At 62.6% G+C, this 14,753-nt stretch carries 13 protein-coding genes and 1 pseudogene; 9 read left to right on the top strand and 5 right to left on the bottom strand.

Features of this window, described 5'->3' with window-relative positions; translation table 11 throughout:
• Nucleotides 1-3: 3 nt before the first annotated feature.
• The 3 genes from NKJ64_RS14065 to NKJ64_RS14055 are packed head-to-tail and all read right to left on the bottom strand — an operon-like array spanning nt 4 to nt 2,420.
• The gene (locus NKJ64_RS14065) at nt 4-831 is read right to left on the bottom strand and encodes a shikimate dehydrogenase (protein WP_023685038.1); all 828 of its coding nucleotides are present in this window, start codon (nt 829-831) and stop codon (nt 4-6) included.
• On the bottom strand, nt 824-1,423 hold the full coding sequence (locus NKJ64_RS14060) for a Maf-like protein (protein ID WP_352462795.1): 600 nt from the start codon (nt 1,421-1,423) through the stop codon (nt 824-826). Before NKJ64_RS14060 ends, NKJ64_RS14065 begins: the two co-directional genes overlap by 8 nt.
• Before the next feature lie 58 nt (nt 1,424-1,481).
• Entirely contained in the window at nt 1,482-2,420 is a 939-nt protein-coding gene (locus NKJ64_RS14055) for a pyruvate, water dikinase regulatory protein (RefSeq protein WP_460222828.1), read from the bottom strand.
• 283 nt (nt 2,421-2,703) lie between these two features.
• Here NKJ64_RS14055 and hemE point away from each other — a divergent pair, with 283 nt between their 5' ends.
• The 4 genes from hemE to yddG all read left to right on the top strand — a co-directional run bounded on the left by hemE (nt 2,704) and on the right by yddG (nt 6,800).
• On the top strand, nt 2,704-3,735 hold the full coding sequence (gene hemE, locus NKJ64_RS14050; protein ID WP_023726726.1) for a uroporphyrinogen decarboxylase: 1,032 nt from the start codon (nt 2,704-2,706) through the stop codon (nt 3,733-3,735).
• Nucleotides 3,735-4,277: a protoporphyrinogen oxidase HemJ gene (gene hemJ, locus NKJ64_RS14045; protein WP_023742021.1), complete on the top strand. Its 543-nt coding sequence runs from the start codon at nt 3,735-3,737 to the stop codon at nt 4,275-4,277. Before hemE ends, hemJ begins: the two co-directional genes overlap by 1 nt.
• Nucleotides 4,278-4,440: 163 nt before the next feature.
• Nucleotides 4,441-5,706 (top strand): transcription termination factor Rho, encoded by a 1,266-nt coding sequence (rho, locus tag NKJ64_RS14040; RefSeq protein WP_023672113.1) that lies wholly within the window; start codon nt 4,441-4,443, stop codon nt 5,704-5,706.
• Between the two features lie 167 nt (nt 5,707-5,873).
• Nucleotides 5,874-6,800: an aromatic amino acid exporter YddG gene (gene yddG, locus NKJ64_RS14035; protein WP_023829877.1), complete on the top strand. Its 927-nt coding sequence runs from the start codon at nt 5,874-5,876 to the stop codon at nt 6,798-6,800.
• 277 nt (nt 6,801-7,077) lie between these two features.
• On the opposite strand, the pseudogene NKJ64_RS30505 reads toward yddG, so the two are convergent.
• Nucleotides 7,078-7,220: pseudogene (locus NKJ64_RS30505) on the bottom strand (DUF255 domain-containing protein); the annotation flags it as partial.
• A 51-nt stretch (nt 7,221-7,271) separates the two neighbouring features.
• Here NKJ64_RS30505 and mnmE point away from each other — a divergent pair.
• The 5 genes from mnmE to NKJ64_RS14005 all read left to right on the top strand — a co-directional run bounded on the left by mnmE (nt 7,272) and on the right by NKJ64_RS14005 (nt 13,238).
• Nucleotides 7,272-8,594: a tRNA uridine-5-carboxymethylaminomethyl(34) synthesis GTPase MnmE gene (gene mnmE, locus NKJ64_RS14025; protein WP_023829876.1), complete on the top strand. Its 1,323-nt coding sequence runs from the start codon at nt 7,272-7,274 to the stop codon at nt 8,592-8,594.
• Between the two features lie 329 nt (nt 8,595-8,923).
• A complete protein-coding gene (gene mnmG, locus NKJ64_RS14020) occupies nt 8,924-10,798 on the top strand; it encodes a tRNA uridine-5-carboxymethylaminomethyl(34) synthesis enzyme MnmG (RefSeq protein ID WP_352462794.1) in 1,875 nt (624 codons plus the stop codon).
• On the top strand, nt 10,795-11,427 hold the full coding sequence (rsmG, locus tag NKJ64_RS14015) for a 16S rRNA (guanine(527)-N(7))-methyltransferase RsmG (protein ID WP_023715714.1): 633 nt from the start codon (nt 10,795-10,797) through the stop codon (nt 11,425-11,427). The genes mnmG and rsmG overlap by 4 nt, the downstream gene beginning before the upstream one ends.
• Nucleotides 11,428-11,487: 60 nt before the next feature.
• Nucleotides 11,488-12,285 (top strand): ParA family protein, encoded by a 798-nt coding sequence (locus NKJ64_RS14010; RefSeq protein ID WP_023672118.1) that lies wholly within the window; start codon nt 11,488-11,490, stop codon nt 12,283-12,285.
• Between the two features lie 62 nt (nt 12,286-12,347).
• Nucleotides 12,348-13,238 (top strand): ParB/RepB/Spo0J family partition protein, encoded by an 891-nt coding sequence (locus NKJ64_RS14005; RefSeq protein ID WP_023715715.1) that lies wholly within the window; start codon nt 12,348-12,350, stop codon nt 13,236-13,238.
• A gap of 272 nt (nt 13,239-13,510) precedes the next feature.
• On the opposite strand, the gene holA is transcribed toward NKJ64_RS14005, so the two are convergent.
• Nucleotides 13,511-14,554 carry a DNA polymerase III subunit delta gene (gene holA / locus NKJ64_RS14000; RefSeq protein ID WP_023829873.1) on the bottom strand — a complete coding sequence of 348 codons (1,044 nt, stop codon included), beginning with the start codon at nt 14,552-14,554 and terminating at the stop codon, nt 13,511-13,513.
• Nucleotides 14,555-14,753: the final 199 nt, after the last annotated feature.

Here is a 14,753-nt window from a genome sequence, read left to right as displayed (position 1 = left end):
CCATCATTTGGCGACGATGTCGGCGACGATCATCTGTCGCAACTCAGGCGTGACCTGCGGCTTCTTGCCGAACCAGCGTTCGAAACCGGGCACAGCCTGGTGCAACAGCATGCCGAGCCCGTCGACCGTCTTCAAGTTTCTCGCGCGGGCAGCGGCAAGCAGCGGTGTTTCCAGCGGCACATAGACGATGTCTGCGACAATGGCGTGAGCTGGCAGGCCGGCCGGATCGGCGGCCAGCGTCGCATCGCCATGCATGCCAAGTGCCGTCGTGTTGATCAGCAAGCCGGCATCGCCAAGCAAGTCGCCGACCGCGCCATGCGCCGAGACGCCGGCCCCGAAGCGGTCGGCGAGTTCCTGCGCCCGCGCCAATGTGCGGTTGACGATGCGGATATCTTTGATGCCGCGCGATTTAAGCGCGTGGATGACCGCGCGCGACGCGCCACCGGCGCCGAGCACCACGGCCGGAGCGTTTCTCTCCCAGCCCCGGGCATGCTCGTCGAGATTGCCGGCAAAGCCGATCCAGTCCGAATTGCCGCCCCACAGCACGCCGTCGTCCAGCCACAGCATGTTGACCGCGCCGATCATCTCCGCCGCCTCGTCGCGGCGCTCGACCCGGGCGAAGGCGACTTCCTTGTGTGGAATGGTGACGTTGCCGCCCTGATAGCCATTGGCCTGGAGGGAAGAGAGGAACTCGGGAAAATCGGCCGGCGCGACATCGATCGCATGATAGCTGCCGTCGATGCCGTATGTGTTCAGCCAATAGCCGTGGATCTTCGGCGAGCGCGAATGCGCGATCGGATGGCCGGTGACGAAAGCTTTTTTCTCAACCATCGATGGCTCCGAGCGCACGCAATTCCGCCAGCACCGGTAACAGCGGCAGGCCGACAATGGTGAAATAATCGCCTTCGATCTTTTCGAACAGCTGGATGCCTTCGCCCTCGATCTGGTAGGCGCCGACGCTCGACAACGCCTTGGCGCCGACGCGGGCCAGGTGCCGGCCGACGAAGGCCGGATCGAGCTTGCGCATGGTAAGGCTGGCGATGCCGACATGGCGCCACAGCACCTTGCCGTTGCGGCAGAGCACGGCGGCGCTGTTCAGCTGATGCGTCTTGCCTGACAGCGCCAACAGATGGCGGCGGGCGCCTTCCATGTCGGCCGGCTTGTGGAACACTTCATCTCCCAGTGACAAAGTCTGGTCGCAGCCGAGCACCAAGGCGCCCGATCTGCGTTCGCTGACCTCGGTCGCCTTGGCTTCGGCGAGTATCAGGGCGGCATCTTCCGGCGACACACCGCTGTCCTGCAACGGCGCCTCGAGCGCACGCTCGTCGACATCGGCAGGCACCGCTTCGATGCCGAGCCCGGCATTGATGAGCATTGCTTTGCGGAACGGGCTGCCGGAGGCGAGGATGATTTTTTCGGTCATGGGTTCTGGGCCTGGTCGATAGTGGTTGATTGGGGCAGGAGGTCGCGTTGCCATCCCATCATCTATTCTTCCCCCGCAGGGCAACAATGGCTGCCGCGGTCTCTTCGATCGAGCGGCGGCTGACGTCTATCATCGGCCAATTGTGGCGGGTGCAGATCTGGCGGGCATAGGCGAGCTCTTCGGCGATCGAGGCACGGTCGACATAATCGGTCGCTTCGTAGGTGCTGCTGTTGCCGAGCACGCGGTTCTGCCGGACATGCGAGATGCGTTCGGCGGTGGCGATCAGCCCGACGATCAGCGGCTTGGTGGCAGCGACCAGGCTTTCGGGCACCGGCACGCCGAGCACGATCGGGATGTTGGCGGTCTTGATGCCGCGGTTGGCGAGATAGATGCTGGTCGGCGTCTTCGATGTCCTGGAAATGCCGATCAGCACCACATCCGCGTCGTCCATATTGAGCGGCAGCTGGCCGTCATCATGCTCCATGGTGAAATTGAGTGCGTCGATACGGTGGAAATAATCGGCGTCGAGCACATGCTGGGCGCCGACGCGGCGGCCGGCCGGCGTGCCAAGATAGGACTGGAAGACGGTGAGGACCGGCTCCAGCACCGAAACACAGGGCAGCCCCATGGTGGCGCAGCGCTCGTCAATGCCGCGCGCCAGCTTCTGGTCGACGACGGTGTAGAGGATGATGCCCGGTTCCTCCTCTATGTCCTCGAAGACTTTCGCCACCTGCTTTTCGGTGCGGATGAGCGGATAGATATGCTCGATGGCGCGCGCATCCTTGTATTGCGCCGAGGCGGCTCGGCCGGCCGCCAGCAGCGTCTCGCCGGTGGCGTCGGAAATCAGGTGCAGGTGAAAGAAGCTCTGGGGTTTGTTCACAGGGGGCGCCTCAGGCTGTGGGCTTGTGTGGATAAACCGGGGCCGCAAAGGCGACCGGCTGGAGGCGACTGTATCAGAAGGCCAGTTGTCCACAATTCGATGCGCTGTCAGCTTCACTGTGCGGTTGGGGACAAATCTGGGGACGGGCGTTTTTGCCAGCGCTTCATCCACAGAGGCGGTTTTTCAGCGGCTACGCCAAACCATTGACTCCAGTGATGGAATCCTGGTCATCCACACTCTTTGACAATCCCGCGGAAGAAACACGCGACAAAATGCTGGCTGGCCTTTTCCAGGGCAAAGCGGGACAGGTGACAACCACCGATACCAACAGACTCTTAGAATCAGAAAATTCTAGAAATAGACTATTTAATTATAGAGAAGGCAGGGAAGAGAGCGCTCAATGCCCGAGAACCGCATCGTGCTGGACGTGCTGAGAGGCGAGGCAGTGTTTCCGCCGCCGCTCTGGATGATGCGCCAGGCCGGGCGCTATTTGCCGGAGTACCGCGAGACCAGAAAGCGCGCCGGGTCCTTTCTCGATCTTTGCTACAATCCTGATCTGGCTGTCGAAGTGACGCTGCAGCCGATCGAGCGCTTCGGCTTCGATGCCTCGATCCTGTTCTCTGACATTCTGGTCGTGCCGCATGCGCTGGGACGCGATGTCCGCTTCGAGGAGGGCCGCGGGCCGCTGCTGACGCCAATCACTGCAGCTGAGATTTCGGCTCTCAACAGTGAAACGTTTCACGTGAATCTCGAACCGGTCTACGAAACGGTTCGCCGGCTGCGGGCAAGATTGCCTGACGAGACCACGCTGATCGGCTTCTGCGGCGCGCCGTGGACGGTGGCGACCTACATGATCGCTGGCCACGGCACACCCGACCAGGCGCCGGCGCGGCTGTTTGCCTATCGCGAACCGACGGCCTTCAAGCATCTCCTGAAAGTGCTCGCCGATCACTCCGCGGCCTATTTGATCCGCCAGATCGAAGCCGGTGCCGACGTGGTGCAGATTTTCGATTCCTGGTCCGGCGTGCTTGATGATGCGTCTTTCGAGCAGTTCTGCGTGCAACCGGTGGCGGAGATCGTCAGGCAAGTTCGTGCGGTTCATCGCGATGTTCCGATCATCGGCTTTCCCAAGGGCGCCGGCGCCCGCTACGAGACCTATCGTGAGAAGACCGGGGTCACGGGGCTGGGGATCGACTGGACCGTGCCCCTGTCGGCTGCGAACGAACTGCAGCATTCAGGGGCGGTCCAGGGCAATCTCGATCCCTTGCGGCTCGTGGCTGGCGGCAAAGCCCTGTCGGACGGCGTCGATGCGATCCTCAAGGCGCTGGGAGACGGACCGCTGATCTTCAATCTCGGCCATGGCATCACGCCGGAGACGCCGGTGGCACATGTCGAGGCGATGGTGAAGCAGGTGCGGAGCGCGACACGCTGATGGCTCAATCAGATAATACGGGCGGCAACAGCACTCGTGGGGCGATGATGCGGATGACCATCGGCATCGGAGTGCTGGTTGTTCTCACCGCACTTTTGTTTTTCTTTGCGCCTGAGGGTTTCTATCCCTGGGCGAAGGCAATCCATATCCTGGCCGTCATCTCCTGGATGGCCGGCATGCTCTATCTGCCGCGATTGCTGGTCTACCACGCCGACACAGAGAAGGGGTCCGTCCAATCGGAGACCTTCAAGGTGATGGAGCGGCGTCTGCTGCGCGGCATCATCAATCCGGCGATGATCGTCACCTGGGTGTTCGGGCTTTGGCTTGCCTGGAAAGTGTTTGGCTTTCACGGCGGCTGGCTGCACGCCAAGATAGGCTTGGTGCTGTTGCTGTCGGGCGTGCATGGCTATCTGGCCGGTGCTGTCAGGAAATTCGCCGAGGACCGCAATGAAAAACCGGCGCGGCACTGGCGAATCGTCAACGAGATCCCCACATTGCTGATGATCGCCATCGTCATCCTGGTTGTCGTCAAGCCGTTCTAGGCCCATTTCGGTCGACAAAACGCAGCTTGCTCTTTCCCCCGACCGACGATAAAAGACGGGTCTTCCTTCCCGTCATGCGCCGCCCTTGATTGCTTTCGGCCGCGCCCGGCATTTATCGCATCCAGCCGATATATTTTCCCCAAAGCAGATTCAGAGTCCGTCTATGCAAGAAATGAAACTCGCAGAGTTCAAGAACAAGAAGCCGCCAGAGCTGATCGCCTATGCCGAATCGCTCGAAGTAGAAAACGCCAGCGTCATGCGCAAGCAGGAACTGATGTTTGCCATCCTGAAGAAACTGGCCGCCCAGGACGTCGAGATCATCGGCGATGGTGTGGTCGAGTTGTTGCAGGACGGTTTCGGCTTCCTGCGCTCGGCCAACGCCAATTATCTGCCGGGTCCCGACGATATCTACATCTCGCCCTCGCAGATCCGCCGCTTCTCCTTGAAGACCGGCGATACCGTCGAAGGGCCGATCCGCAGCCCAAAAGAGGGCGAGCGCTATTTCGCCCTTCTCAAGGTCAACACGATCAATTTCGACGATCCCGAAAAAATTCGTCACAAGATCCATTTCGACAATCTGACGCCGCTCTATCCGACCAAGCGGCTGAAGATGGAGATCGACAATCCGACCGGCAAGGACATCTCGTCGCGCGTGATCGACCTGGTGGCGCCGATCGGCAAGGGACAGCGCGCGCTCATCAACGCGCAGCCGCGTACCGGCAAAACGGTGCTGATGCAGAATATTGCCCACTCGATCACGGCCAATCATCCGGAATGCTATCTGATCGTACTTCTGATCGACGAACGGCCAGAAGAAGTGACCGACATGCAGCGTTCGGTGAAGGGCGAGGTCGTGTCCTCGACCTTTGACGAACCGGCGGTGCGCCACGTCCAGGTCGCCGAAATGGTCATCGAAAAGGCCAAGCGCCTGGTCGAGCATGGCCGCGACGTCGTTATTCTGCTCGATTCGATCACCCGCCTCGGCCGTGCCTACAACACCGTCGTGCCGTCCTCCGGCAAGGTGCTGACCGGCGGTGTCGACGCCAACGCGCTGCAGCGGCCAAAGCGCTTCTTCGGCGCGGCCCGCAACATCGAGGAAGGCGGCTCGCTGACCATCATCGCCACCGCGCTGATCGACACCGGCAGCCGCATGGACGAAGTGATCTTCGAAGAGTTCAAGGGCACCGGCAACTGCGAAATCCAGCTCGACCGCAAGGTCGCCGACAAGCGCATCTACCCGGCCATGGACATTTTGAAGTCCGGCACCCGCAAGGAAGACCTGCTGGTCTCCAAGCAGGATCTGCAGAAGATCTTCGTCCTGCGCCGCATCCTGGCGCCGATGGGAACCACCGACGCGATCGAGTTCCTGATCGACAAGCTGAAGCAGACCAAGACCAACGCCGATTTCTTCGACTCGATGAACACGTAAGCTTCTCGTCGGCCATCGTTTCGCATTGAAGCCCCGTTCCGGGAACTGGGACGGGGTTTTTCATTGCGGGGGCAAACAGGTCGCATTTCCGACAGGGCGTGGCCTTGGGCGGCAATTTCCATCGCTGTCGTCATGCGAGTAATCGCGTCTCGAAGATCGGAAGCCGCATGGAGAAAACAATCCCGACCCTGATCGGCTTCTCGGCCATCCTGACATGGTCCTTCCTGGCGCTGCTTTCGACGGCGGCGGGACCGATTCCGCCCTTTCAGCTGGCGGCGATGACGTTTCTGCTTGGCGGGTTGGTCGGCGTGTCGAGCTGGCTTGTCCGTCCGGCGGCGATCAAGTCGCTGCGCCAGCCGTGGCAGGTCTGGGCGCTCGGCACAGCGGGGCTGTGCATCTATCACTGCGCCTATTTCTTCGCCATCCAGTCGGCGCCGCCGGTCGAGGTCAGCCTGATCGCCTATCTCTGGCCGTTGCTGATCGTCGTCTTTGCCGCCTTCCTGCCTGGAGAAAAGCTTAGGGCCCATCACATCGCCGGCGTCATGCTCGGCCTTGCCGGCGCCATTGTGGTGATCACCAAGGGCGGCACGATCGGACTGGCCAATGGTGTGATGAAGGGGCATGTCATCGCGCTGTTCTGCGCTTTCATCTGGGCCGGCTATTCGGTTTTATCGCGCCGCTTCGGCAAGGTGCCGACCGATGTCGTCGTCGGTTACTGCTTCATCACGGCTGCGGTCGCCTTGGTGCTGCACCTCACCCTTGAGACCACCGTCTGGCCACAGACGGCGACGCAGTGGAGCGCCATCGTCATCTTGGGCGTAATACCGCTAGGCGCGGGCTTTTACGCCTGGGACTATGGCTGCAAGCACGGCGACATCATGATCCTCGGCGCCCTCTCCTATGCCGCGCCCCTCTTCTCGGTCCTCGTGCTTCTGCTGGCAGGCTTTGGTGTGTTTCACTGGTCGGTGGCTGTTGCTTGCATCCTGATCACGGTCGGAGCGGTGGTCGCAGCCAAGGATTTGCTGTTCGGGCCGCGGTCGCCATCCATTGATGCGACGCCGCTTCCTTCGGCGTTGGACGGAAACACCGGTTGACCTGCCGTCGCAACAGCGGCTCGGTTCCTACGGATCCGGCGCCACGGGCAGGATAGCCGGTGCATAGCTCCGGTCTGCCGGTTGGCGGCCGGATGCCACTGGCCAATGTTCGATCGATTCGCATGCGTTCCGATCGGGGCGACAATATCGGCGTGACGCGGGTCGGGATTCTGATTCGCAGCCGGAACGAAGCTTGCTTGTCGGGGGCGAAGGATCCAGCTTCACGGCTCCGGGCCAGGCACAAGCGTTAACGATGCGGCCTGCGTAGGGCTTGCTGGCCCGCCCAGAACTGCTCGGCGTCGGAATTAGGACCCGCCTGCTCGCACATGGATGACAAGGCGGCTATACAGATTTGGTAATGTCCGGCCGCTCCTCGCGATCGACCTTGATATTGACGAACAGCCGGTTCATGACGGCCGCATACTGTGGGATTGTTGACCGGACAGCTAGGCGACCGGTGAGAACGGGCAAATGATTTCAGGCGATTCGATTGTTGCGCTGTCCAGCGGCCGCCTGCCTGCCGGCATCGCTGTCATCCGCATCTCCGGACCAAGAACTCGATTCGCTGTCGAAACGGTTGCCGACGGCATGATCAAGGACCGGGTTGCGACCCTGCGCAAGCTCCGAACAGTGGACGGGTCGCTTATCGACAACGGCCTGGTGCTGTTTTTTCCGGGGCCGAACAGTTTTACCGGCGAGGATGTCGCCGAGTTCCACGTCCATGGCGGCCGCGCCGTCGCCAGCAAGATGCTGGAGATCATTGCCGGGTTTGACGGCGTGCGTCATGCGGAACCTGGTGAATTTACGCGCCGGGCTCTTCTCAACGGCAAGCTGGATCTGGTCGAGACGGAGGCGTTGGCCGATCTGGTCAACGCCGAAACCGAAGCGCAGCGGCGCTTTGCCGTGCAGAATGCCGAAAGAGTGCAAAGCGAACTCTATCTTGGCTGGCGCCGTCGGCTGATCCATGCACGGGCGATGATCGAGGCGGAAATCGACTTCGCCGACGAAGACGACGTGCCCGGTTCGGTTTCGGACACGGTTTGGTCCGATGTGCGCGCAATGGTGGGCGAGATCGGCCGGCATGTCGATGGCTTCCATGCCGCCGAGATCATCCGTGACGGGTTTGAGGTTGTCATCCTCGGTGCACCGAACGCCGGAAAATCCAGCCTTTTCAATGCGCTGGCCAGGCGTGAGGCGGCGATTGTTACCGACGAGCCCGGCACGACGCGGGATTTGCTCGAAGTGGTGCTGGATCTCCACGGAGTGCGGGTCAGGGTAACCGACACCGCGGGCCTGCGCGAGGCGCCCGGCAAGATCGAAGCGATCGGTATCGAAAAGGCGCGGGCCAAGGCGCACACGGCTGACCTGGTGCTGTTGCTGGAAGATCTGGCGGACCCGACTGCGATCGGCAACATGCCTGTCGACGCCCCGGCTTTGAGAATCGGCACCAAGGTCGATCTCTTGAAAGGTTCGCCGCGATTGGAGGCGTATGATGCGTTGATCTCGACGGTGGACGGCACTGGGTTGGCTGAACTCCTGGCCGAGATCGGCAGGCGCGCCGCAGCTGCTATCGGCGATGCCGGTGACATCCTGCCGTCTCGGTTGCGGCATGTGGAGCTGCTCAATGAGACCAGGCACTTTCTGATCTCGGCTTTGTCCGGGCAAGAGCGCGGCCAGGAGCTGCGGGCGGAGGAGCTGCGTCTTGCGGCGGACCGGCTTGGCCGGATTGTCGGCGCGGTGGATGTCGAGGACCTGCTGGACGTGATCTTTTCGCAGTTTTGCATTGGCAAGTGACTCACGTGAAACATGACGGGGCGCTGGTATGAGTGACTCACGTGAAACATAGGGGCCGCCCAAGTGCGTTTCACGTGAAACGAGACGGTTGGCAAAAGGGCAAGTGGCCGAAAGCCTGCACCGCCCCTCATTGTCCCCGTTCATGGGAGAAGATGCCGGAAGATAGATAAGGGGCAGCGCCAAACGAGGCTTCGCCGCTTCCATGACTCACGTGAAACACCTCTGCGGCTTTCAGCACTCCGGTCCACGTGAACGAATCAACCTGCAATCCTTGACAGCGTCCTCTCGTGGGGACATGTGTCGGGAAATCTCTGAATCTGGAAGGGACAATGATCGATCACTATGACGTGGTTGTGGTAGGCGGTGGCCATGCCGGGTGCGAGGCTGCGAGCGCTGCCGCGCGCGCCGGCGCCAGGACCGCGCTGGTGACGCTGCGCTTCGACACGATCGGTGTCATGTCCTGCAATCCAGCGATCGGCGGCCTCGGGAAGGGCCATCTGGTGCGTGAGATCGACGCCATGGACGGGCTGATGGGCCGCATCGCCGATGCTGCCGGCATCCAATTCCGCCTGCTCAATCGCCGCAAAGGCCCTGCCGTGCGCGGGCCGCGCACGCAGGCCGACCGCAAGCTGTATCGGCTGGCCATGCAGGAAGCGATTCGGCAACAGAACGGACTCGACGTCGTCGAAGGCGAGGTTCTGGACTTCGACATCGTGGATGGACGCATCGCCGCTGTGCTCCTGGCCGACGGGCGCCGGTTGGCGTGCGGCGCCGTGGTGCTGACCACCGGCACTTTTCTGCGCGGTCTTATTCACATTGGCGACAAGAAGATTGTCGCGGGGCGGATGAACGAGCAAGCGAGCCTTGGCCTGTCGGCGACGATGAGCCGCGCCGGTTTCGCGCTTGGACGGCTGAAGACCGGGACGCCGCCGCGGCTCGATGGCCGCACCATCGACTGGGCGTCGCTGGAAAGCCAGGCGGCCGACGAACATCCAGTGCCGTTCTCGCTGCTCACCGACACAATCAAGAATCCGCAAATCCATTGCGGCATCACGCGTACGACGCCGGCGACGCACGCGCTGATCCGCGCCAATCTCGACCGCTCCGCCATGTATTCCGGCTCGATCGAAGGCGTAGGTCCACGTTACTGCCCGTCGATCGAAGACAAGATCGTCAAGTTCGGCGATCGAGAAGGTCATCAGATATTCCTGGAGCCGGAAGGGCTGGACGATGACACCGTCTACCCCAATGGCATCTCGACCTCCCTGCCCGAAGACGTCCAACTCGACATTCTGAAGACGATCCCGGGCCTGGAACGCGCGACCATGCTGCAGCCCGGCTACGCCATCGAATACGACCACGTCGATCCGCGCGAGCTCGAGCCGACGCTTGAGACCAAACGTATTGCGGGGCTTTTCCTGGCCGGGCAGATCAACGGCACCACCGGCTATGAAGAAGCCGGAGCGCAGGGCCTGCTCGCCGGGCTCAACGCCGCGCGCAAGGCGGCGGCCGACGACCAAATCGTGCTCAGCCGCACCGAAGCCTACATCGGAGTGATGGTCGACGACCTCACCAGCCGCGGCATTGCCGAGCCCTACCGCATGTTTACTTCGCGGGCGGAGTTTCGCCTATCGCTGCGCGCCGACAATGCCGATGAAAGGCTTACGCCTCTGGCAAATCGGCTTGGTATCGTGTCGCCGGAGCGAACGCGGCGGTTCAATGAAGTCACACAGGATCTTGATAGGGCGCGCGCACTCGCAGTTGCGACGACGATGACGCCCAACGAAGCGGCGCGGCATGGGCTGGAGATCAACAGGGACGGCGTGCGCCGTTCCGCCTATGAATTGCTTGCTTATCCCGGCGTCGATATCGCTTGGCTGGCCCATGTTGTGCCGGCCTTTGGCGCAATCGACGTCAAAACCTCTGAGCGGCTCGAAACGGAAGCGAAATATTCGGTTTACCTCGATCGCCAGCAGGCAGATGTCGCACAAATCCGCCACGAGGAAAGCCGGCTGATCCCGGCGTCGGTGGATTTCGCCGATGTTCCTGGCCTGTCCAATGAGCTGAAGCAGAAGATGCTAACGCGTCAGCCCCGGTCGATCGCTGACGCGCTGCGTATGGAAGGCATGACGCCGGCGGCGCTGGCCATCATCGTCGCGCACGTCCGCAACGCCGAGTCGGCCGCCCAAAGGGCCGTTGCGTGAGCGCTGCCTCATGGGCGACCCTGCAAGAGGCTGCGGGACCGGTTTCACGTGAAACATTCGAACGCCTGGTGGCGTTCGAACAGCTGTTCCTGAAATGGAACCGAAGCATCAATCTGGCCGCGCCGTCGACGCTGGACGACGTCTGGGGCCGCCACATTCTGGATAGCGCGCAACTGGCGCGAATCGCACCGCAGGCCAAACGCTGGGCCGATCTCGGTTCGGGCGGCGGTTTTCCGGGCCTGGTAATGGCCTTCCTGCTGGTCGAACGCGATGGCGCGTCGATCGATCTGGTCGAGAGCAACCGCAAGAAAGCATCGTTTTTACAGGCGGTCATTGGCCAGTTCGGTTTGCCGGCACGGGTCGTCGCCCGGCGCATCGACGACAGCTATGCGCTTGTTTCCGAACCGGAAATCATCACGGCGCGGGCGCTGGCCGCGCTGCCGGCGCTGCTCGATCTGTCGGCGCCGTGGCTGACCAAGGGATCGCGGGCGCTGTTCCACAAAGGCCGGGATTACCGCTCCGAGGTGGAAGAAAGCACTCACCGCTGGGCTTTCGATCTGGTAGAACATCCGAGCATGACCGACGCCCATGGCGTCATCCTCGAAGTGACCGATCTGCGGACTGCGTAAGCTCTCCAACCTTGGCGACGCAATGAATACCTGGCCCACATGAATACCTGGCACAGACCCATGAAAACCGGACCTCGCATCATCACCGTCGCCAACCAGAAGGGCGGCGTCGGCAAGACCACCACCGCCATCAATCTGGCCACGGCGCTGGCCGCGATCGGCGAAAAGGTGCTGATCGTCGATCTCGACCCGCAAGGCAATGCCTCGACGGGTCTCGGTATCGACCGCAAGGACCGCACCGTCTCCTCCTACGATGTGCTGACCGGCGAACTGGGCCTGGAAGAGGCCGCCATTCCAACGGCGGTGCCCGGCCTGTCGATCGTGCCGTCGACGCTCGATCTGCTCGGCATCGAGATGGAAATCGCCTCGGCGCCGGATCGCGTGCTTAAGCTGCGCAACGCGCTGCGCGCCGCCACCGAGCGCGGTGCGCCGTTCGGCTATGTGCTGATCGACTGCCCGCCCTCGCTCAACCTTTTGACTTTGAATTCAATGGCGGCAGCCGATTCTGTTCTTGTGCCGCTGCAGTGCGAGTTCTTCGCGCTGGAAGGGCTAAGCCAACTCCTGGAAACGGTGGAGCAGGTGCGCCGTTCGATCAATCCGGACTTGATCATCCAGGGCATCGTGCTGACCATGTATGACGGCCGCAACAACCTCGCCAACCAGGTGGTGCAGGACGTGCGGGCACACATGGGCGACAAGGTCTACGAGACCATCATTCCTAGGAATGTGCGGGTGTCCGAGGCGCCGTCCTATGGCAAGCCGGCGATCCTCTACGACCTAAAATGCTCCGGCAGCCAAGCCTATCTGCAATTGGCATCCGAAGTGATCCGCCGCGAGCGAAAATTGCGCGCTGCATGATTAGGCAGGGTCGATAAACAAAGCCGATCCGGCACCGAAACGATCAAGAATCTGGAATTGAGATGAGCGAAGACCTTTCGAGAAAGAGACTGGGGCGTGGACTGGCGGCGCTGATCGGCGAGATCGACCGCCCAGTGGCAGCGGCCGAAAAGCCAGGCCTGAATGCCGACGGCAAGGTGCCGATAGAATTCGTGAGCCCGAACCCGAAAAACCCGCGCCGGCACTTTGGCGACGCCGACCTCACCGATCTAGCGCAGTCGATCCGCGAGCATGGCGTGGTGCAGCCGGTGGTGGCGCGGCCTTCGCCGACGCAGGCCGGGCGCTATGAGATCATCGCCGGCGAGCGACGCTGGCGCGCCGCGCAGCGCGCCGGGCTGACCGAGATTCCGATCATCGTGCGCGACGTCAACGACCGCACGGCGCTGGAACTGGCGATCATCGAGAACGTCCAGCGCACCGACCTCAATCCGGTCGAGGAGGCGCTCGGCTACCAGCAGTTGATCGACGATCACGGCTACACCCAGGCCGATCTCGGCAATGTCATCGGCAAGAGCCGCAGCCACGTCGCCAACACGCTGCGGCTGCTGAAGCTGCCCGACGTCATCCGCGACATGCTGGTCGACGGCGCGCTGTCAGCCGGTCACGCCCGCACGCTGGTGACGGCGCAGGATCCAGCCGGGCTCGCCAAGCAGATTGTCGAGGAGGGGCTTTCGGTGCGCCGGGCGGAAGCGCTGGCGCAGATGCCGGCGGGCGGCACGCCGCCCAAGGCAAAACCATCACACGGCGTATCGGGCAAGGATGCCGACACGCTGGCGCTGGAAAAGCTGATGACCAACACGATCGGCATGATCGTGACCATCGAGCACAAGGGCAAGGGCGGCGCTATCCGCGTGGACTACCGCAGCCTGGAGCAGCTTGACGAGCTATGCCGGCGGTTGAAGGATGAGCGGTAGAGGGTTGGGGTTGCGCCATATTTAGCCGGCGAATGAAGTTCTGGCTTAGGATGAAGAAAGGGCTTGGCGGTTGCCGGCCCTTCTTTTTATTGGCGATTGCCGAAGGGATCGAACTGCTGATCTCCCCCCTTGAGGGGGAGATGGCCGGCAGGCCAGAAGGGTCGTCTCCCATCAAGCGCCGACCTCGTTTGTCGTTGCGAAAGGCGCCAGCGCTCCACGCGCCGCGACCCCCCTCTGTCGCCTTTGGCACATCTCCCCCTCAAGGGGGGAGATCACCGCTGCGCCAGCCTCGCGCTCTCCACCGCAATGCCGAGCAGCGCCTGCCGCGCCAGCGCTTCCGACAAATCCGGCCTGCGCCTGGTCTGCAGCACGGCCGATTGCAGCCGGTTCAGCGCGCGGCTGAGCGCCTCGACGTTCCAGCGCTCCAGCGCCTTCTCCACCAGCTTGCGCCGCGAGAAAAACACCGGCGGACGGGCGCCGGCCACTGCCGAGGCGGCGTTGCGGCCGGCGGTGTCCATCTGGCCGCGCATGACCTGAAGCTGCTGCAGCTGCCGCATCGCCGAGGACAGTACCAGGAAAGGATGGCCGCCGGACAGGCAGTGGCGGGTGAAGGCGGTGTCGAAGTCACCGATCCTGCCCTCCAGCACAGCATCGACCGCGTCGTCGAAGGAGGCGCCGGAGACGTCGCCGGACATCGCCCTTACGTCGTCGAGGCTGATGTCCTTCTGGCTGTGGGCATAAAGCACCAGTTTTTCGATCTCACCGCGTGAGGCCAACCGGTCGCCGCCGAGATTGCGGCGCAGCGCCTGGCGTGCGTCGAGCGCCATCGACATGCCGGCCTTGCGCAACTCGTCGTCAATGACGCTGTCGATGTCGCGCGCTTCATCGGCATAGCATGGCAGCGCCATGGCGTTGTCGGCCGCCTCGACCACGGCGCGCAGCCCGACGCCTTTTTTCAGGTCGCCGGCCTCGATGAGAATGATGGCGTCGCGCGCGGGCTCCGCGGTCAGCGCCTTCACGTCGTCGGCCAGCGCCTTCTGGCCGCTCGCGTTGCGCACCCACAGAAGCCGCCGGTCGGAGAACATCGGCACGGTGCGGGCTTCGTCCAGCAGCCGGCCCTGGTCGCGATCGACCTCCGCGCCATCGAGCCGGACGACTGAGAACGGATCGTCGAGCGACAGGCCGGTTTTCGCGGCAAAGGCTTTGGCCCGCTCGGCGACCAAGCCGCGGTCGGGTCCGTAAAGCAGGACGATCGATATGCGCGCGTCAGGCTTCGCCAGCCACGAATCGACCTCATATCCTTTTTTCTGCGCCATGGAGGGTGGTTAGCATGATGCGGCCGCTGAGTGAACGTTCTCCAGAGAGTTCGAGACCCTAGCGCCCTTCCTCTCCCTCCGGAGGGGGGAGAGGTGGCTCGGCGAAGCCGAGACGGAGTGGGGGAGCCACCTGGCAATCGCCGCGAACGGACAAAGGAAGGGCACTATCTCAAGCATTGCCTAGCGCCCAAGGGTCTGT

The organism is Mesorhizobium sp. M0062, from assembly GCF_040323125.1.
Lineage (GTDB): Bacteria > Pseudomonadota > Alphaproteobacteria > Rhizobiales > Rhizobiaceae > Mesorhizobium.
Note: the sequence above shows the minus strand (reverse complement) of the source record. Positions and strands in the feature narration are given on the sequence as shown.

Coding starts and splice junctions, on each gene's coding strand:
- NKJ64_RS14065 (WP_023685038.1), bottom strand. CDS start 831: ATGGTTGAGAAAAAAGCTTTCGTCACCGGCCATCCGATCGCGCATTCG.
- NKJ64_RS14060 (WP_352462795.1), bottom strand. CDS start 1,423: ATGACCGAAAAAATCATCCTCGCCTCCGGCAGCCCGTTCCGCAAAGCA.
- hemE (WP_023726726.1), top strand. CDS start 2,704: ATGCCCGAGAACCGCATCGTGCTGGACGTGCTGAGAGGCGAGGCAGTG.
- hemJ (WP_023742021.1), top strand. CDS start 3,735: ATGGCTCAATCAGATAATACGGGCGGCAACAGCACTCGTGGGGCGATG.
- rho (WP_023672113.1), top strand. CDS start 4,441: ATGCAAGAAATGAAACTCGCAGAGTTCAAGAACAAGAAGCCGCCAGAG.
- yddG (WP_023829877.1), top strand. CDS start 5,874: ATGGAGAAAACAATCCCGACCCTGATCGGCTTCTCGGCCATCCTGACA.
- mnmE (WP_023829876.1), top strand. CDS start 7,272: ATGATTTCAGGCGATTCGATTGTTGCGCTGTCCAGCGGCCGCCTGCCT.
- mnmG (WP_352462794.1), top strand. CDS start 8,924: ATGATCGATCACTATGACGTGGTTGTGGTAGGCGGTGGCCATGCCGGG.
- NKJ64_RS14010 (WP_023672118.1), top strand. CDS start 11,488: ATGAAAACCGGACCTCGCATCATCACCGTCGCCAACCAGAAGGGCGGC.
- NKJ64_RS14005 (WP_023715715.1), top strand. CDS start 12,348: ATGAGCGAAGACCTTTCGAGAAAGAGACTGGGGCGTGGACTGGCGGCG.
- holA (WP_023829873.1), bottom strand. CDS start 14,554: ATGGCGCAGAAAAAAGGATATGAGGTCGATTCGTGGCTGGCGAAGCCT.